Here is a 19,177-nt window from a genome sequence, read left to right as displayed (position 1 = left end):
ACAAAAAATGAGATCTAAGTGTATGACGATAAAATTGCCGATTTATAAGCAAAAACGCTGTTAATATGGTAAAATTACCATTGGATTATTGCAGTGATAATTTACTAAGAAAACTAATATTTTATATAGAGGTGTTGAACACACATGAGCCGCATATTAATTATTGAAGACGAAAAGAGCCTTTCTCGATTCGTAGAATTGGAATTAAAGCATGAAGGATACGACACTGAGGTTGCGCTCGATGGTCGTAAAGGTTTAGATGCAGCTTTAGCTAAAGACTTTGACGTGATTTTGCTGGATTTAATGCTGCCAGAACTGAACGGAATTGAAGTTGCCCGTCGCGTTCGAGAAGAAAAGAGCACGCCAATCATCATGATGACGGCGCGTGATTCTGTCATTGATCGGGTTTCTGGATTTGATCATGGCGCTGATGATTATATCGTGAAGCCATTTGCGATTGAAGAATTGTTAGCCCGTATTCGGGCTTTACTTCGCCGGATTAACATTGAGGGTAAGAATCAAAGCTTCAAACAAACAACGGTAACCTACAAAGATTTAACCATTGAAAAGGAAAACCGTGTTGTCCGTCGTGGCGAAGAAGTCATTAATTTGACCAAGCGGGAATATGAGCTCTTGCTTACATTGATGGAAAACATCAACGTTGTATTGGCCAGAGATGTTCTACTTAACAAGGTTTGGGGTTATGAATCTGAAGTTGAAACCAATGTTGTTGACGTCTACATTCGTTACCTCAGAAACAAAATCGATCGAGCTGGTGAAAAGAGTTACATTCAAACTGTTCGTGGTACCGGGTATGTGATGAGATCGTGATAAATGATACAGAGCAACAAGAAAATCGACCAAACACCAAAAAAGGCCGTCGCCGTTTCTCCTTAAAGTGGAAGTGGGCGACCGGCACTGCTTTTGGCGTGTTGGTCATTTTTGCTATTTTCGCTGTTTTAATTTTTGATAGCTTTACCTCAGTGTTGATCAGTGCTGAAAAATCACACGTGAACGATACGATTAAGGTTGTTGAAAATCGACTGGGGAATTTTAATACAAATCTGGATGTTGATTCGGTGACACCGATTCTGAGGCCAGAAGCTAATGGTGATAATGTTGGTAAGAACCCGATGGAAAATAGTAGTTCTCATTTGAAGAATATCTATGATAATTCCATCTTTATTAGTTTGTCTCGAGATAGTACGGCCGTGTCCGTTTATGATCAAGATGGAGCAGAAATTTTTGCGTCCCGTCCAAATGCAATTAAGTTTGATCGGACGAGCAAACAATCGGTCAAGCGCATTAAAGAAGGAAAATTCAATGGTTTCGTTGGAGTTTCACCGATTTGCGCGCATAAGAGCCATAAAATCATTGGCTATGTACAAGTGACTAACGAACTTTCCAATTATCACGCGACAACGCGACAACTTGCGACAATCTTACTAGTCTTAGGTCTCATTGCAGTCTTTGCCTCGACTGTTTTAAGTTACATTTTGGCTTATTATCAGCTACGACCGATTGATGAAATTAGTGAGACAATTAATGAAATTAATGTCGAACCGCAATCTACCAAGCGGGTACCTAATTTGAACCGCAATGATGAATTATCAGACTTAGCAGACTTGTTTAACGATATGTTGGACCGAATGCAGCGTTATATCGAACAGCAACAACAATTTGTGGAGGATGTTTCGCATGAGCTTAGAACTCCTGTTGCCGTTATTCAAGGTCATATGGAATTACTCAATCGTTGGGGAAAAGATGATCCAGAGGTCTTAGATGAGTCATTAAAGGCTTCACTGCAAGAGACCCAACGAATGCAAAGTCTTGTGCAGGAAATGTTAGATCTGTCTCGTGCTGAGCAAGTTGAAATTAACTATAACAACCAAGTAACCGAAGTCAAAGAACTTGTGAACCGCGTGTTCAATGATTTCAAGATGATTCACCCAGACTTTACGTTTACGTTGGATGATGACGTTAGACGAGAGACTTATGTGCAAATCTATCGCAATCACTTGGAACAAGTATTGATCATCCTATTGGATAATGCCGTAAAATACTCGGTTAATCGAAAAGAAATTCACATGTCGTTTGCTTTAGGCAGTCGCAGCGTAGAAATTGCCGTACAAGACTTCGGAGAGGGAATTTCTCAAGATAATATGGCGAGAGTGTTTAACCGCTTTTATCGAGTGGACAAGGCGCGAAGTCGTAATAAGGGAGGTAATGGGTTAGGCCTTTCTATTGCCCAACGCTTAATTGAATCGTATCATGGTCAGATTTCAATCGAGAGTGCAGAAGGTCATGGATCGGTTTTCAGAATCACATTACCAATTTTGACGCCTGAAAAACGAGCAAAATTGGAAAAATTGGCAGCTGAGGATAATAAAGCTATGCATCATCATAGTCTTGAAACTAACTTAGGAGCTAATCCGACATCGGAAGGGAAAACAACCGATTCAGATTCGGAGCCAAAATAAAAAGGAACGGAGAATTTTCTCCGTTCCTTTTCTATTCTTTAATGATGTCGCTGTTTACCAGCATTACGGTTACGATTTTTTTCGTGAACTGCAGAAGCTGTTTTTTTAGGTGTTTCATTTTCTGGGCGGTTAACTGGTGTTTCTTCAACGACTACTTTTTTAACTGGGCGGTTGGCATTCTCAGCTTCAATTTGCTTCCGAATCCGTGGGCGATATAGGTTAATGATGAGGGTTTGGATACAAGCGAAAATTCCACCGACAAAGAAGTATAGTCCTAATCCTGCTGGTGCACTAATCGAGATGAAAAGAATCATGGCGGGACTAATAACAAGCGTCATCCGCATCTGCTTCTTTTGATCCTCTGGCATGCCAAGCATCGAAAGGTAACTTTGACCGAGATAAGACAGCCCGGCAAGAATAGCAAGCACGATTGAAGCATGACCGAGTGGAATTCCTAAGAACACTGATTTAGATAATTCTGGTGAGTAACGGATTGCAGCGTATAAGCCGGCAAAGATTGGCATTTGAATCAGTAGTGGTAAACAACCGATTCCGCCAGTCAAGCTGACGCCATTTTCGCGGTATAACGCCATCATTTCTTGACCAATCTGGTTTCGTTCTTCAGGTGTCTTAGCATTTTTTTGCCGTTTCTGAATTTCCATCATTTGCGGCCGAATCATTGACATCTTTTCTTGCTGAATGGTGGCTTTCTTCATTTGGCTAATCATGACTGGCAAAAGGACCAAGCGAACCAGAACAGTGAGGGCAATAATTGCCCAGCCATATGATCCGTTGAAGAACTGAGCGAGCCATTCCATCACGTTTTGACCCGGTTTTGCTAAATAATCATAGATGAAGCCATAAGGTTTACCACTTTTAGTGGTTCTTACACAACCACTTAAGAAAATGGCAAGTCCCGCGAGCAAACTGAATAGACTTGCCCTTTTTATATTTTTCATTTCATTGAACCCTCTCTGATTTAAAAGATAATAACAGATAAATACTACTTGATTGTGTGGTCTTTTTCAATCGATTATCTGAAAATCAGTGAGATTTTGATTGGGAATGGGTTGCTTATCGATGCTGGACACTTTAGCAAATGGCGTTAGATTATGCTCTAGTTTTTCAATGAATACGGCAATTTTTTCTTCTGGGCCTTCAATAACAATCTGAACTGACCCATCTAAAAGGTTTTTGACGGTTCCAGCCATTTTCATTTCTGTAGCCAACCTAAGTGTTGACCAACGAAAGCCAACGCCTTGTACACGACCATATACGGTTAATTGATAAGCACTCATATCATCACATCCTTTGATTTTATTCTATCATGAATGATGATTAACGAATGGGTGACATGTGTTAGAATAAATGAAGAAATTTGAAGGCGGTAGAGTAAAAAATGGAAAAGATCACTTCGAAACAAAACACAAAGGTCAAAGAATGGGCCAAACTAAAAACTAAAAAAGGTCGAAGCCAATCAGGAAACTATCTGCTTGAAGGTTGGCACTTGGTTCATGAAGCTATTCTTAATCATGAACCCATCCAAGCTATTCTGGTTACCGAAACTGAATTGAACAATATTGACTTGCCCAAGACTTATGAAGTGGTCATCATTACGGATGACATTGCAAAGCATATTGCTAGCACGGTGACCCCACAAGGCGTATTTGCCGTGTTACGGACGCCAACTGCCACCCCTTTAACGGCGGAGACGCTGAAGGGTGCCTGGCTGATGTTGGACCAGGTTCAGGATCCAGGTAACATTGGTACAATGGTTAGAACAGCAGACGCTGCCGGATTTGAAGGTGTCATCTTTGGAACGGGTGCTTCTAGCCGGTATACGCCTAAGGTCGTTCGTTCGATGCAGGGGAGTCAGTTTCATATCAAACTAATCGACGCTGACCTAAATGAAGTGATTGATCTGTTCACGGCACATAATTTACCCGTTTACGGGACGGAACTAAATCCGGAAGCTAAGCCGTTTCGGGCGATTGATCCTCAACCCAACTTCGGATTGATCATGGGGAATGAAGGAAATGGCATGTCGGCCGAATTATTAAAAAAGACGACAGCAAACCTGTATATTCCGATTAAAGGACAGGCCGAATCACTCAATGTTGCCGTTGCAGCAGGGGTTATCATGTTTCAATTGTTACAGTAATTTTTAGAAATTATTAATTTTACTTATTTTTTAGAAGTAAAAGGCCATTTCCTTTTGCTTTTTCACAAAAACGAAGTATAGTGATAACTGTAAAATACTAAATAGAAAAGGATCTTTGCATGAAAAATGAGGCTTGGCGTCAAGACAGTGAATACGTTAACCTGATTGCGGATTTGCTGGAAACAGAAGCAGTTCAAAAATTAGCTAACTATACGCAGCATCATCACTCAACGCGTTTGGAACATTCGTTGTCAGTTTCATACGATAGTTATGTCATTGCGAAGCGCATGCATTTAAATACGCGCGCTGTTGCACGAGCAGGCCTCTTGCATGACCTGTTCTACTACGATTGGCGAACAACAAAGTTTGATTTAGGCTCACACGCTTTTATTCATCCGCGAGTCGCTTTGCGAAATGCAGAAAAAATTACAACATTGTCACCAATGGAAAAAGATATTATTTTAAAGCATATGTGGGGTGCTACCTTAGCACTTCCCAAGTATAGAGAGAGCATGATTGTGTCACTTGTTGACGATTATGAGGCGGCCCACGAATTCTTCAGCCCAGTTCGGGCACGGTTCGAACGCCAATTACGTAAATTTGAGAATTAGGATTATTTGAAGGAGAAATTGATATGTCTGAGACTATGCAATACCAAAATCCAGTTGACTTTGAACTCTGTCCCCGATTTGCCAAGACTTTTGCCATTCTAGGTAAGAAGTGGAACGGGTTAATCATTGATGTCTTATTGAATTTGGGACCTCAACGATTTAAGACACTAGCAGAAAAGGTGGTTGCTTGTAGTGACCGCGTCTTAGTTGAGCGTTTGAAAGAGCTTGAAGACGAGGGGATTATAACCCGAAATACTCATGTTGATTCATCCTTAATCGACTACTCCCTTACAGAAAAGGGACTAGATTTGGCCAATACAATGGCAAATATCCATGATTGGTCTGAGAAGTGGTACGACGTCGAAGGTGAAACAGTGGTTGACCAAACTCAGATTAATCGTTAAACTGTTAGAAGATAATTAAAGTGATGAGGGAAAGCAGTAGATTTTATCGGTAAGTTGCTAGAGAGGTAATCATCAGCTGAAAGATTACTCAACTTATACAAATCGAATTCGTTCCTGAACAGAATATTGAACATAATTCAAAAATATTCCGGTTCATACCCGTTAAGTATGCTAAGTGTACTCGTTTTATGAGTAAACAAGGGTGGTACCGCGATGCTTCGTCCCTTCTGGGGGCGGAGTTTTTTTGTGTTCAAAAATATAGGAGGCTGGAAAGTATGTCACTGAAAGATGAATTGTCAGATTTATTGAACCAGGGATTAGCTGATCTGAAAAAGATTAATGATCAAGCTGCATTAAACGACTTGCGTGTCAGTTTATTAGGTAAAAAAGGGCCAATCACCAAGGTGCTTCGTGGAATGGGGGCTTTAAGTGCTGAAGAACGTCCTGTCGTCGGAAGTTTCGCCAACGAAGTTCGTGACCAGTTACAAGCGGCCATTGATGATCGCAAAAAAGCACTTGATGCTGCTAAGTTGGCACGTCAGCTTGAAGAAGAGAAAATCGATGTCACACTACCAGGAAAGCCAACGACTCGTGGTAATGCACATGTGATTCAACAAATCATCGATCAGTTAGAAGATCTGTTCTTGGGGATGGGTTATCAAGTTTTGACAGGGCCAGAAGTTGAAGAGGACCGTTATAACTTTGAAATGATGAACCTACCAAAGGATCATCCGGCCCGTGATATGCAAGATACGTTCTATATCACTAACGAAATTTTGATGAGAACTCAAACTTCACCAATGCAAGCAAGAGCGATGGAGAAGCATGACTTTAGTCAAGGACCACTTAAGATGATCTCACCAGGTGTTGTTTATCGTCGTGATACTGATGATCCAACCCATTCTCACCAGTTCCATCAGGTAGAAGGGTTAGTGATTGATAAGCACATCACTATGGCTGATTTGAAGGGAACGCTGGAATTAGTTGCGCACGAATTATTTGGCGACCGATTCAATGTGCGTCTCCGCCCAAGTTATTTCCCATTTACGGAGCCTTCAGTTGAAGCTGATATCACTTGTTTCAATTGTGATGGTAAGGGCTGTTCAGTATGTAAATGTACTGGATGGATTGAAGTACTTGGTGCCGGAATGGTTCATCCGAATGTCTTGAAAATGGCCGGTGTTGATCCAGACGTTTACGGCGGATTTGCTTTCGGAATGGGACCTGATCGTTTTGCTATGTTGAAGTACGGGGTGGATGACATCCGAAACTTCTACTTAGATGATGTACGGTTCCTCAATCAATTTTCTATGAAAGGGTAGTAAAAATGAAAATTTCTTACAACTGGTTAAAAGAATATTTAGACATCGATGTACCAGCTACCGACTTAGCTGAGAAAATTGAACGATCATCTGTCGAAGTTGATAGCGTGAGTGCGCCTAGCGATGGTTTGAAGAAGATTGTGGTGGGTTACGTTGACTCAATGGAGCCTCATCCTGAATCAGACCACTTAAACGTCTGTCAGGTGAACATCGGTGAAGACGAATTATCACAAATTGTTTGTGGCGCCCCTAATGTTGCAGTGGGCCAAAAGGTTATCGTTTCCTTACCTGGGGCACGAATTGCAGACAATGTGAAAATTAAGCGTTCAAAGATGCGAGGAATCGTATCAAACGGTATGATTTGTTCTCTTGAAGAAATTGGTTTTGCAAAAGATGTTATCCCAAAGGAATGGGCAGATGGCATTTATGTGCTGCCTGAGAATGCTGAAATTGGGGCTCCAGTTTATGATTATCTGGGTATGAACGACGCCTTGATTGACATCGATGTAACACCAAACCGTGGGGATATGTTGAGTGTTCGTGGTACAACTTATGATGTAGCTGCCATGTATGATTTAAAGCCTCATTTTCCTTCAACGACGGTACAAGAAGGTCAAACTGCAACTGATGATTTGATTACAGTTGCCGCAGATGAAGCGGTGGCACCAATTTATAAAATGCGCCTCGTGAAGGACGTTAAAATTGGACCAAGTCCCCTTTGGCTCCAAATTAAGCTTTGGAATGCAGGCTTCCGGCCAATCAACAATGTGGTTGACGTAACGAACTACATTCTGACGGCGTATGGCCAACCAATGCATGCCTTTGATTTTGGTAAGGTTAGTGGCAATAAGATTGAAGCTCGTTTAGCTAAAGCGGGTGAAAAAATCACTGCACTGAATGAAGACGAATTAGATTTAGATCCACAGGATATCGTGATTGCTGATGAAAAAGGGCCTATTGGTGTTGCAGGTGTCATGGGTGGCCTGGACTCTGAAATTGATGAAGGGACTCAGACAGTTGCCCTAGAAGCTGCCGTATTCGAACCAACTATGATCCGGAAGACAGCCCAACGTCATAATTTGCACACGGATGCTGCCCAACACTTTGAACGTGGGGTCAATCGTGGTGGTGTAGAGGAAGCACTCGACGCTGCTGCGCAAATGATTAACGAACTTGCAGGTGGGGAAGTCACAAGTGGCATTTTAACTGCCGCGAATGCACCCGTTGAAAATGAATCAGTTACGGTAACGCTCTCACGCATTAATCACGTTATTGGAACTGATATGAGCGCCGATGACGTCACGGCAATTTTTGAACGACTCGGCTTCGGTGTTCAATTTGCTGATGACCTATTTACGGTCTCCATTCCACCTCGTCGTTGGGACATCCATATTGAAGCCGACTTAATTGAAGAAGTTGCCCGAATCTATGGTTACGACAACATTCCATCAACATTGCCAACTGGTCGCATGACAGTTGGAACTTTGACGCCAAAGCAACGGTTAATTCGCAGTTCTCGCGAAACATTGGAAGGCCTTGGTCTATCCCAAGCAATTTCATATTCATTGCTCAATGAGCGTGCAGCAGGGCTCTTCTTAATGAAGGATAGTTTGCCAACTCGTTTGAATTGGCCAATGACGGTTGATCATGCTGTTATTCGAATGAACTTGATTAGCGGGCTGCTCAAAGACGTTGCCTATAACAACGCCCGTAAAGTTGAAAATGTGGCGCTTTATGAGCAAGGACGAGTTTTCTACCGTACTGATGACAATCAGGTTCGTCCGGATGAGGAAGAACACATCGCTGGTGTAATCAGTGGCTCACTACGTTCAACAGCTTGGAATGTCCAAGCCGAGCCAACTGACTTCTACGAGTTAAAAGGAATTGTCGCTGCATACCTTGAAACACTTGGTCTGGCGGGCGATATCACCTTTGAAGCAATTGACAAGTATCCTGAAATGCATCCTGGCCGCACAGCTGCTGTTAGTGTTCACGGTCATGAAGTCGGATTTGTTGGTCAGGTTCATCCTCAAATTGCTTCAGAATTTAAAATTAATGAAACTTACGCATTCGAATTGAACCTCCAAATGCTGATTGATATGCCAAAGGACGATCAACAATATGAAGTCATTTCAAAATATCCAGCCGTTTCACGCGATATGGCACTTTTAGTTGATCGTAACATTACAAACCAGCAAATTGTTGACGTTATTGAGAAACGTGGGGGTGCTTACTTAAATAGTGTTCACTTGTTTGATGTTTATGAAGGCGAGCATGTTCCTGAAGGTAAGCGTTCATTAGCTTATTCACTAACATTCTTAGACAAAGAAGCTACTTTAACTGATGAGACAGTTAACAAGGCATTTGACAAAGTTATCACGTCTCTAGAAAAAGAATTTAGTGTTGAAGTTCGTTAACTAAAAAAACCCGATTCTTCGGGTTTTTTTGTGTAACTAGCATAATTGCCATATGCAATAATGCAAACTGATAGAATATCAGTTATAATAAACAGCAATATATGGACGAACGGAGGTACTTTGTTGGATAATAATCAAACACCAAATCCAAAAATGAATCCAAATAAGAAGGCCCAGGGCTCAAAATTTGGAAAACGCATCATTTTCGGAGTGGTTTCAGTTTTAATTTTGCTGTTAATTGCGATGGGACTTTTGGGGTATCATTATGTACAAACTTCCTTGAAACCACTGGATGCGACGAGCAAAAAAGTTGTGGAAGTGCACATTCCGATGGGCGCATCAAATAAAAAGATTGCTTCGATTTTACAGGATAAGGGCGTCGTCAAATCAGGAACTGTTTTTAACTACTATGTTCAATCTCATAATTATTCTGATTTCAGAGCCGGGTATTATGAATTAAAACCATCAATGACGCTTTCACAAATTGCTAAGAATCTTCAAAAGGGTGGCGCTAGTGTCTCCGAAAAGAACCAGTATGGAAAAGTACTTGTTCGTGAAGGGGATGGCATTTCTCAAATTGCAGATATGGTTGCAGCAAGAACGAAGTACTCGAGACAGGATTTCTTAAATCTCATGAAGGATGAAGTCTTTGTTAAAGAAGTCGCTACCGAATACCCAACACTTTTGAAATCAGCGATGGCTGCTAAAAACGTTCGTTACCGATTAGAAGGTTATCTTGCACCTGCAACTTACGATGTTGGCAAGAAGGATTCACTTAAGAGCCTGGTAAAGCAAATGGTTAGCCAGACGAACCAAGTGCTGAAGCCGTATTTTGCTAAGATTAAAAAGGAAGATATGTCAATCCAGGAACTAATGACTTTAGCTTCACTAACCGAAAATGAAGGTGGTTCTGGAAGCGCACGTCGTCAAATTGCGGGGGTATTCTTGAACCGCTTAGATGTTGATATGCCAATTGAATCTGATATCTCGGTGCTCTATGCATTGAATACGCACAAGAAAGTGGTCACTAACAAAGACTTGAAGACCAAATCACCATATAATCTTTACTTGCATACGGGATACGGACCAGGTCCGTTCTCAAGTCCAAGTCTGGATTCAATTAAAGCAGTATTGAATCCACTTGACCGAAGTAAAAATTACTTGTACTTTGTAGCTAATACAAAAACTGGCAAAATTTACTTCTCAAGTACGTATGATCAACATCTGAAGTACGTTAAAAAGTTAGAAAAAGTTAATTCATAAAGTGAGGCAGTTTGAGAATGGGGAATGAGGAACCAAAGCGTCCTGTTGTAATTGGTGTGACAGGTGGATCAGGTAGTGGAAAGACAACAGTTAGCCGGGCAGTTTTTAACCAGTTGGCGGGACACTCGCTCATGATTCTGCAACAGGATTCGTACTATAATAATCAAGATGAGATGACAATGGAGGAGCGGCGAGCAGTTAATTATGACCACCCCCTTGCATTTGATACGGATTTATTGGCCGAACATCTTGAAAAGTTACGACGGTATGAAGCAATTGAAAAGCCCGTATATGATTACGAACAATTTACACGAAGTAGTGAAACGATTCATCAAGAGCCTCGTGATGTAATCATTCTGGAAGGAATCCTAATTCTAGATGATAAACGGTTGCGCGATTTGATGGATATCAAGGTTTTTGTTGATACGGATGACGATATTCGTATTATTCGTCGAATTGAGCGAGATGTGAAGGAACGGGGTCGGACCCTTGATTCCGTCATTCAACAGTATTTAGCAACCGTTAAACCGATGTACCACCAATTCGTTGAGCCAACGAAACGCTACGCCGACATTATCGTGCCGGAAGGCGGTGCTAACCAGGTTGCGATTGATCTTTTAACGACTAAAATTCGTTCAATTTTAATCGCCAATGGTAACGATCAAATTTTCAATAATCAAGATACAACAATTTAGCCTTGCCAACGAATTTATTAAATGGTACGGTAATTCCAATTATGAGTCAGAAAGGGTGGCAAAGAAGTGGCAGAACATGAAACATTTCCAATGACCGCAGAAGGTAAAGTTAAACTTCAAGAGGAACTTGAAGATTTAAAAACAAATAAGCGTCCCCAAGTGATTGATCGTATCAAAATTGCCCGTTCATATGGAGACCTTTCGGAAAACTCCGAATACGAGTCAGCTAAAGATGAGCAAAGTATGCTAGAAAGTCGGATTAGTACTGTTGAGCACATGCTACAATATGCTGAAATTATTGATAGCAATAATACCGATGAAGATGAAGTTACGATTGGTAAAAAAGTAACTTTTAAAGAATTACCAGATGAAGAACCAGAAGAGTATACGATTGTTGGGGCTGTTGAAGCAGATCCGATGTCAGGCAAAATCTCGAACGATTCTCCAATTGCAAAGGCATTGCTCCATCACAAGGTTAACGATGAAGTTGCGATTGCAACGCCAGGTGGCGACATGAAAGTGCAAATTATCAGTGTCGAAGCCGTTTAATAAGTAGTAACCAGCCATGAACTTGGCTGGTTTTTTTGTTTGAGGGTAAAATTTTCATTAATCGTAGATTTAGCAATGAAAAAAACTTGCTCCTTAGGGTAAGAAAGTGTTATAAATAGAATAGAATGTAAGCGCTTTATATTTATTACAAGGGAGCATGTGAATATGAAAATAACAGTGACAAATAAAGCTAGCAAGTGGTTCAAAAATGAAATGGGCTTATCCGATGGTCAATCTTTGCGCTTTTATGGCAAAGTTTATGGCAAGACGCCAGTTCACGATGGTTTCTCCCTAGCAATGACCCCGGACAATGATACCTCAGATGCGTACGCACTGACCAATAAGGATGGGGTAAACTATTACGTGACCGACAGTGACGAATGGTTCTTCAAGGGATATGACCTTGAAATTGATTATGATGCTAAACATGATAGTCCAGAATATAACTACATTGAAAATAATGAGCTGTAAAAAAAAAGAATCTGACGGATGTCTCGTCAGATTCTTTTTTTCTAGGACTGTCTGCGGTGGAACCAGCTAAAGACAATTGTGAGTGCCAGGGTAACTAAACTGATGATGAGGCCAAGGGTCAGGTAAGGAGGCCAATAGCTCAGCTTGACTTGATGACGCCCTTTGGAGAGCTTAATAGCGGCAAAGTAATTGGCGGACTTGTAAACTTCAACTGCCTTACCATCAACCGTAGCGTGCCAACCTTTATCAAATGGAATGGATGTTGTCAGTACCTTTCGACTGTTGGCTTTCACGTTGATAGTGCCACTAATGGTGCGTTGATTATAGTGTGTAACCGTTAGCGGCGCTTGTTTGAGCAAGTTAACCGCTTGTTTGAACTTCGCGTTGTTCAATTCATAAAGGGTAAAATTTTGTAACCATAAACTATTGTGCTTAAGCTGCATTTTGATACGAATCGTCTTGCCTTTAGCATGACTGGCCACGTTCGTAATGACAGTGTTTCTGAACGTTGGATATTGGTGCATCGTATTGCCGTTGATTGAAAGCGTGACGTTATCTTCATCGATGTTTTGTCCTAACGTTAGATAGTAAGAATTATTGTTGGTAGGTTTAAACGTTAGGGTGATGCTGGCTGGTTTAAGTAGGTCTTGCTTTTTCAAAATTGAACCAGTTAAATTGGTTTGCTCACCGACGTTGTCAAACAGGACATGATTGAAGTCTTGCGCCGTGAATAATTGACGATCCGCGGTGTTGCCGGTTAAGGATGCAAGCCAATTAGCTTGGTAGTGAACGGGATCCAACGTGGTGTTCTTGGTCGTCAGCACTTTGCTGGAGGCTAAGAAGCCCACTGGTAGACTGTAAGGATTTTGGTATGATTGCGTGCTAGCAGTTTGCTGAATTTGCGAATACTGATTCGTATCTGGTTTTTCGGTGATGGTAGGTAGACTGTAATTACTTTTGGCGCCTGGCAATGAGGTCTTTCGTCCGGTAAAGACATACTTTGTGGATAATAAGGCGTCAGAAACCAGGGTTCCGTTAGTGTAGGCAACGAAGCCGTCACCATCGGGTTGGCCAATTTTGCCGAAAAATTTAGGTGTACTGGTTTTTAGCGTAGAAGAGAAGATGGAACCACCAAAATATTGGTTAGAAAGTGGATCATTTTTAGTCCGCATGAAAGTGGTTGCTACTCGGTAGAATGATGAATCGGATTGGGTGACATGCTTTGCCTGCTTTGATAAGGAATTGCGGTAGAGCGCGTATTCATTTTGAGAAACGTAACTTATATTATTGAGACTCAAGACGGCGTTCAAACCAAGTTCGATAAATACTAGTCCACAGAAGACAACTGGGTAGAGGACAAACGTATTAGGTGGCATTGCAATTAAACAGTAGGAGAATCCCAAGAGCGCGATGCCAACGATAATCTGATTGGTCGATAGAAAGCTGAATTGTTTGAGGTTGAGCCAAACATAGCTCACGGAGAGCAGTAGCACAAGCAACACAGTTAGTAACTGTAATCGAGTGGGTACAAAGTCCGGCGTCAACGTGATGGCTGCAAGCCAAATGAGCCAAAAAATGACGACAAACGAGAAACGGTAAGGATACCAGATTGGGAATTGCATAGCGTGCCAGATAAGATCAAGTGGCTGAAAAAATAACGATAATGCTAAAAAGACAGTGAAGATAGCGCCAGCAATCCGGGTTCGACCAGGAATTCTTCCGTTGATGAAAAAGTAAAGGAAACCAATGATGACGATTGAGCCAACAAAAATATTTGCAGTTCCCTTGGGCATTTGATCAAAATTGAAACTGCCTAAAAAGAATTTAGCAATCGTTTTTGGTGGAAAGTACTCAAATTTGAATTTGAACTTGGTGACGGTATACTGGGCCTTACTACCAAGCAATGAAAAGTACGTAGGAAGTAAGATGAAGGCTGATAAAAGGGCACTGGTAATAGAGCCAATTGTAAAGTTACGAGTGAAGCGCCAAAAATTTGACCAAGTTGTAAAATGACGACAAGCGGTCCACAAGAAGTAACCGATTAAGAAGAGACAGACCATGTAGGCCATGTAGTAATTGATAACGAGAATGGAGGTTAGCCAGGGGATGTAGGTGGTGAGTCGATTCTTCTCTGCCAGACGTTCAATCCCTAAAATGACCAAAGGCAAAATGATGACGGCATCCAACCACATGAGGTTAAGCTGATTAGCGACCATCCAGCCGGAAAGGGCATATGCTGTTGCAAAGGCGGGAACCCGATAGCCGTTTTGGGTTTTAGTTTGAATCAGTAAATAAGCAAAGGACAGTCCAGCAAGGCCATACTTGATGACGGTCATGGCCAAAATACCACTGGTCAGATATTGATCTGGAAACAGCAGTAAAATGAGGTTGACTGGGCTCATCAAGTAGTATGCCCAAGTGCCGGTCATTTCGCCTCCTAAGGCATTAGAGAAGGAATAAAAGAGGCTACTGGGATCGTTTAAAAAAACGTGTCTAAAATAGGCAAAGAAATCGATATATTGTTGGCCAAGGTCAACGGTTAACAAGGAGGAACCACCAAAAGGCGCCATCTTTCGGTAAATAAAATAGCCAAGCATAATCAACGCCGGGACGAAGAAACTGACGATGAGTAATACTTTGGATGGTTTTGAGGTTTGGTTTCGTTTAAGCAAAATACCACTCCGATTCATAAGTTAATAGTTTCATTTTACGATTTATCAAAGGGTTTGTCGTTTTTTTTCTGAGATATATAAAACTTTTTAAATTCAGTTTGGCCCCGTAGTGCAACATGGGTAAATCTGTTAAAATGGGTAGGTTGAATAAGGAGCTTGAATAAACTTGAAAAATATTCTAAATAATTTACTGAATAAAAATAAAACGAATCAAAAAAATAGTAGTGGGTCACAGATTCCGTTTCGATTGAATTTCCTATTTATTATTGTGGCAGTACTGTTTGCCGTTTTAATTGGGCAACTGGCGTATCTCCAAGTAATGTACGGAGCGAAGTTTAAGGCAGAAGTGAATCGGACTGATAGTACTGTTGAAACCAAGAACGTCCAGCGTGGGATGGTTTTTGATTCAACCGGTCGGGTACTCGTCGGAAACAAAGTACACCAAGCGATTACATATACAAAAGGGGTTAACACCCTTTCATCTGAAATCTACAATACGGCGACTGCTCTTGGCAAATACGTAACGGTTTCGACCAAAACGTTGACGAAGCGCCAAATGGCCGATTTTTATTTGTCCAATCCGACGACACTCAAACGAATTGAACAGAAAATTCCAAATATTTCCCAGTATTCAAGTGATTCGCGGTATGATAAGGCACTTAAGTACCTCTATAGTCACGACATGAATTACACGGATCAACAAAAAAATGACGCAACGATTTTTGCCAAAATGAGTGCAGCTTATCAACTATCGACGACCTATATTAAGGAAACCGGTGTCTCAGATAAGGAAATTGCCGAGGTTGGCGAACATCTGACATCAATGCCTGGCGTGAAGGTTGGGACGAGTTGGACACGTGATTATCCTAATGGGGATTCAATTAAAAGTATCATTGGAACGGTTTCTTCACAGAAATCTGGTTTACCTAGTGATCGTGTCAACGAATTATTGGCGCAGGGATACTCACGGAATGACTCTGTAGGTCAGAGTTATTTGGAAAAGCAATATGAATCAGTTCTAAGAGGAACGAAGTCACAGACTGAAGTTGAAACAACAGGAAACAATGAAATTACTAAAGAAGTCACCAAATACGCAGGTAAAAAGGGTGACAATCTGCAGTTAACGATTAACGCCAGTTTCCAAAAGAAATTACAATCTTTAGTCCGTGATGCTGAAGAAGGTGCTGGTGGTTATTCCACTGGGACTTACGCGGTTGTAATGAACCCTAATACAGGTGGGATTATTGGAATTGCCGGTGTCGACCGCAACCCAAGTACCGGTAAAATTACGAATAATGCGCTGGGCACAATCAACAGCTCAATCGTTATGGGATCTGTTGTTAAAGGAGCAACCGTTTCGGGTGCTTTGATGTCCGGTGTGATTACACCAACCAATTCCACTTTGACCGATTCACCAATCAATATTGGTGGAGTTAAGAAGGCTTCTTGGTTCAATAAGAATGGTGGCGCCAATATTGCTGTGGATGCCTCAACCGCTTTGGAAGTTTCTTCCAACTCATACATGATGCAGTTGGCAATGAAGGAAGCAAAGTTCAATTACGTCTCTGGTGGCGCTTTGAACATGTCAACGAAGAGTTTTGACATCCAACGGGGTTACTTCAATCAGTTTGGCTTAGGTGTCAAGACTGGTGTCGATTTACCAGGTGAATCAACAGGTCTTCAAGGGGCAAGTACCAAGAAGTACATTGGTAGTGCACTTGATTTGTCGTTTGGTAACTACGATGCCTATACGGTTATGCAAGTTGCTCAATACATGTCTACGGTGGCAAATGGTGGTTATCGTTTGAAACCCCATGTTTTAGCTTCTATTCGCGGAACTAGTAAGAATGGTGGCCTGGGATCGGTCGAAAGTTCTGTTACCCCAACCGTGCTTAATAAAATTGATATGACGGCTGCACAGCGTAAAGTTGTGACCGATGGGTTATATGATGTTGTGCACGGAACCAACACGTATAAAACGGGTGGCTCAATGTCTAGCATTTCACCAAGCATCTCCGCCAAGACTGGTACTGCCGAAACTTTCTACAAGGGGACTTCAACAGTTACCTTAAGTTTGGCTTCCTATGCACCATCGAAAAATCCTCAAGTGGTGGTTGCATTAGCGATGCCTAACTTGAGCACAAGTGCTGAATCAAATAACATGGATCTTGCCAAAAAGATCTACTCCGCTTATTGGAGTATGGTTCAAGCCAAGCCATAATTTGACCTGTTAAGTATTTTTACTTAACAATTGCAACTTTAAGGCTGGTAATCTGGGCCAAAGAATGATAATATATTACGAGTTAGGGCAGAAGCCTGAATTTATGAACAAGTTTGGAGGTCAGCGACCATGCGTGTACACATTACTTTAGAATGTACTGAATGTCATGAACAAAATTACTTATCAAGTAAGAACCGACGTAACAATCCTGATCGGGTAGAATTCAACAAATATTGCCCACGTGAACGTAAAGTTACGCTTCACCGCGAAACTAAGTAATTATTAAAATAACCAATCAAGAAACCTGCTACTTAGGGATTATTGATTGGTTATTTTTTTATCCTAGATGATTCTCGTGTAGATTTGAAATAATCCTTGAAAATGACGGTGAAATTCCACTTTTTTTGAAAAAACCAGGAAAAAAAGACATGAATTTATTTATTTTTGAAAACGTTTCAATTTCCGGTGTTTAGCTCTTTTTTTATTGTAGGGAAATGTGTTAGAATATTTAGGTCATGTGAGTCATGCCTGGAAAATGGATCACTCACACAACATAATTTGGCCTATAAAAGTGAAGCGTCTTTCACGTTAGACTTTAACGCATATAGAGGAGCGATGGCGAGTGGCTGGGAAAAAAGTCATGCGACGTGAAATAATGAACAAAATGCAAGCGATTTCTATTGCTGATAAAACGCGATTTGAATCCTGCTTATTTCACAAATTGTTTGAAACAAGTTTGTGGCAAAATGCGCAAACGGTTGCTGTTACGATGGCGACACCAATGGAAATCCAGACCGACCAAATTATGCAACAAGCTTGGCGAGAAGGAAAAACCATCTTGGTTCCCACTACACTGCCTGATTGGCAGATGAAGTTTAGCGAATATCATTCAGATACAATCGTTGAAACGAATGATCATGGCATTCGTGAGCCGGTTAATGGTGAACCCGTGTCGTTAAACGAAATTGATTTAATTATTGTGCCGGGACTTGGCTTCTCAACAGCAACCGGGTACCGACTGGGTTTTGGCGGTGGTTACTATGATCGTTTCTTAGAGCACTATAATGGCCACACCGTTTCCTTGGCGTTACCAATGCAGACTTTTTCTGAACCTGAATGGCCAACGTATCCTCATGATATCCGAATTCAAACAATCATTACCTGCGAATCGGAAGTAGATAGAGGGGAGGCAAATATTGAAACGACAATTTCAAAAAATTAACAATGCACCATTTGTCACTTATGGCCTACTAGGAATTATGGTCGTCGTCTATCTGCTAATGACGATGATGGGGGGCAGCACAAACCCCTACGTCTTAATTGCTTTTGGTGCCAAGGTGACAAATTTAATTCAAGCAGGGGAAGTATGGCGCTTAATTACGCCTGCCTTTCTCCACATCGGGTTTGAGCATATTTTACTGAATGGCATTACACTTTATTTTCTCGGTGTCCAAATTGAACGCATTTTTGGTCACTGGCGTTACTTGGTTATCTTCCTTGTAACGGCGTTAGGTGGTAACGTGGCAAGCTTCGTCTTTAGTCCCAACTCATTATCTGCAGGTGCCAGTACCGCCATATTCGGCTTGTTTGGAGCCTTTCTTATGTTAGGTGAGTCGTTCTGGGAGAATCCCTATATTCGACAAATGACAAAGACATTTGCCTTGTTCATCGTACTTAACTTGGGATTTGATCTGATGTCATCTGGTATCGATATGGCTGGTCACCTTGGGGGGCTCGTTTCTGGGTTTCTCGTTGGCTATTCGGTTGCTTTACCAAAGCATATCCTGGGAAAAGTCAGCACGTCTAAGCGGATTGTGGCAACAGCAGTCTTAATTATCGGGATTGTTTGGTTGTTCAGAATTGGGATGACTGCATAAAAATGAAACCACAGGCTCGAATTCAAAGGAATGA

18 protein-coding genes and 1 other annotated feature are annotated in these 19,177 nt (G+C 41.4%); of the genes, 15 read left to right on the top strand and 3 right to left on the bottom strand.

Annotated elements, in window-relative coordinates:
* Window positions 1-144: 144 nt before the first annotated feature.
* Window positions 145-831: a response regulator transcription factor gene (locus tag LOSG293_RS00375; protein WP_034525669.1), complete on the top strand. Its 687-nt coding sequence runs from the start codon at window positions 145-147 to the stop codon at window positions 829-831.
* Window positions 828-2,480 (top strand): HAMP domain-containing sensor histidine kinase, encoded by a 1,653-nt coding sequence (locus LOSG293_RS00370; RefSeq protein ID WP_235786771.1) that lies wholly within the window; start codon window positions 828-830, stop codon window positions 2,478-2,480. Before LOSG293_RS00375 ends, LOSG293_RS00370 begins: the two co-directional genes overlap by 4 nt.
* A 38-nt stretch (window positions 2,481-2,518) precedes the next feature.
* Here LOSG293_RS00370 and yidC read toward each other — a convergent pair whose 3' ends face one another.
* Both yidC and LOSG293_RS00360 read right to left on the bottom strand, forming a co-directional pair.
* Entirely contained in the window at window positions 2,519-3,439 is a 921-nt protein-coding gene (gene yidC / locus LOSG293_RS00365; RefSeq protein WP_034525668.1) for a membrane protein insertase YidC, read from the bottom strand.
* 66 nt (window positions 3,440-3,505) lie between these two features.
* Entirely contained in the window at window positions 3,506-3,778 is a 273-nt protein-coding gene (locus tag LOSG293_RS00360; RefSeq protein WP_034525667.1) for an acylphosphatase, read from the bottom strand.
* Between the two features lie 101 nt (window positions 3,779-3,879).
* Here LOSG293_RS00360 and LOSG293_RS00355 point away from each other — a divergent pair, with 101 nt between their 5' ends.
* The 9 genes from LOSG293_RS00355 to LOSG293_RS00315 all read left to right on the top strand — a co-directional run bounded on the left by LOSG293_RS00355 (window position 3,880) and on the right by LOSG293_RS00315 (window position 12,373).
* Window positions 3,880-4,641, top strand: a complete 762-nt coding sequence (locus LOSG293_RS00355; RefSeq protein WP_034525665.1) for a TrmH family RNA methyltransferase — start codon at window positions 3,880-3,882, stop codon at window positions 4,639-4,641.
* Between the two features lie 119 nt (window positions 4,642-4,760).
* Window positions 4,761-5,252, top strand: coding sequence for an HD domain-containing protein (locus LOSG293_RS00350; RefSeq protein ID WP_034525663.1), 492 nt, complete (start codon window positions 4,761-4,763; stop codon window positions 5,250-5,252).
* A 23-nt stretch (window positions 5,253-5,275) separates the two neighbouring features.
* Complete coding sequence (locus LOSG293_RS00345; protein WP_034525660.1) at window positions 5,276-5,656, top strand: winged helix-turn-helix transcriptional regulator; 381 nt, start codon at window positions 5,276-5,278, stop codon at window positions 5,654-5,656.
* 14 nt (window positions 5,657-5,670) lie between these two features.
* Window positions 5,671-5,885 (top strand) — a binding site (T-box leader).
* A gap of 46 nt (window positions 5,886-5,931) precedes the next feature.
* Window positions 5,932-6,978, top strand: a complete 1,047-nt coding sequence (gene pheS, locus LOSG293_RS00340; RefSeq protein ID WP_034525658.1) for a phenylalanine--tRNA ligase subunit alpha — start codon at window positions 5,932-5,934, stop codon at window positions 6,976-6,978.
* Window positions 6,979-6,983: 5 nt separating this feature from the next.
* A complete protein-coding gene (pheT, locus tag LOSG293_RS00335) occupies window positions 6,984-9,395 on the top strand; it encodes a phenylalanine--tRNA ligase subunit beta (protein ID WP_034525655.1) in 2,412 nt (803 codons plus the stop codon).
* 120 nt (window positions 9,396-9,515) lie between these two features.
* The gene (gene mltG / locus LOSG293_RS00330) at window positions 9,516-10,658 is read left to right on the top strand and encodes an endolytic transglycosylase MltG (protein WP_034525652.1); all 1,143 of its coding nucleotides are present in this window, start codon (window positions 9,516-9,518) and stop codon (window positions 10,656-10,658) included.
* A 17-nt stretch (window positions 10,659-10,675) separates the two neighbouring features.
* Complete coding sequence (gene udk / locus LOSG293_RS00325) at window positions 10,676-11,353, top strand: uridine kinase (RefSeq protein WP_034525650.1); 678 nt, start codon at window positions 10,676-10,678, stop codon at window positions 11,351-11,353.
* Between the two features lie 66 nt (window positions 11,354-11,419).
* Window positions 11,420-11,902 carry a transcription elongation factor GreA gene (gene greA / locus LOSG293_RS00320; protein WP_034525648.1) on the top strand — a complete coding sequence of 161 codons (483 nt, stop codon included), beginning with the start codon at window positions 11,420-11,422 and terminating at the stop codon, window positions 11,900-11,902.
* 165 nt (window positions 11,903-12,067) lie between these two features.
* Window positions 12,068-12,373, top strand: coding sequence for a HesB/YadR/YfhF family protein (locus tag LOSG293_RS00315; RefSeq protein ID WP_034525645.1), 306 nt, complete (start codon window positions 12,068-12,070; stop codon window positions 12,371-12,373).
* Window positions 12,374-12,414: 41 nt separating this feature from the next.
* On the opposite strand, the gene LOSG293_RS00310 is transcribed toward LOSG293_RS00315, so the two are convergent.
* The gene (locus tag LOSG293_RS00310) at window positions 12,415-15,045 is read right to left on the bottom strand and encodes a YfhO family protein (RefSeq protein ID WP_235786770.1); all 2,631 of its coding nucleotides are present in this window, start codon (window positions 15,043-15,045) and stop codon (window positions 12,415-12,417) included.
* A gap of 175 nt (window positions 15,046-15,220) precedes the next feature.
* Here LOSG293_RS00310 and LOSG293_RS00305 point away from each other — a divergent pair, with 175 nt between their 5' ends.
* The 4 genes from LOSG293_RS00305 to LOSG293_RS00290 all read left to right on the top strand — a co-directional run bounded on the left by LOSG293_RS00305 (window position 15,221) and on the right by LOSG293_RS00290 (window position 19,143).
* Window positions 15,221-17,266, top strand: a complete 2,046-nt coding sequence (locus LOSG293_RS00305) for a peptidoglycan D,D-transpeptidase FtsI family protein (RefSeq protein ID WP_152551059.1) — start codon at window positions 15,221-15,223, stop codon at window positions 17,264-17,266.
* A 129-nt stretch (window positions 17,267-17,395) separates the two neighbouring features.
* Entirely contained in the window at window positions 17,396-17,545 is a 150-nt protein-coding gene (rpmG, locus tag LOSG293_RS00300; protein ID WP_081919831.1) for a 50S ribosomal protein L33, read from the top strand.
* A gap of 343 nt (window positions 17,546-17,888) precedes the next feature.
* Window positions 17,889-18,488, top strand: coding sequence for a 5-formyltetrahydrofolate cyclo-ligase (locus tag LOSG293_RS00295; RefSeq protein WP_051907114.1), 600 nt, complete (start codon window positions 17,889-17,891; stop codon window positions 18,486-18,488).
* A 37-nt stretch (window positions 18,489-18,525) separates the two neighbouring features.
* Window positions 18,526-19,143 carry a rhomboid family intramembrane serine protease gene (locus LOSG293_RS00290; protein ID WP_081919837.1) on the top strand — a complete coding sequence of 206 codons (618 nt, stop codon included), beginning with the start codon at window positions 18,526-18,528 and terminating at the stop codon, window positions 19,141-19,143.
* The last annotated feature ends 34 nt before the right edge of the window (window positions 19,144-19,177 follow it).

Source organism: Secundilactobacillus oryzae JCM 18671 (genome assembly GCF_000740055.1).
Classification (GTDB): domain Bacteria; phylum Bacillota; class Bacilli; order Lactobacillales; family Lactobacillaceae; genus Secundilactobacillus; species Secundilactobacillus oryzae.
This window is presented reverse-complemented; position numbering and strand designations above follow the sequence as displayed.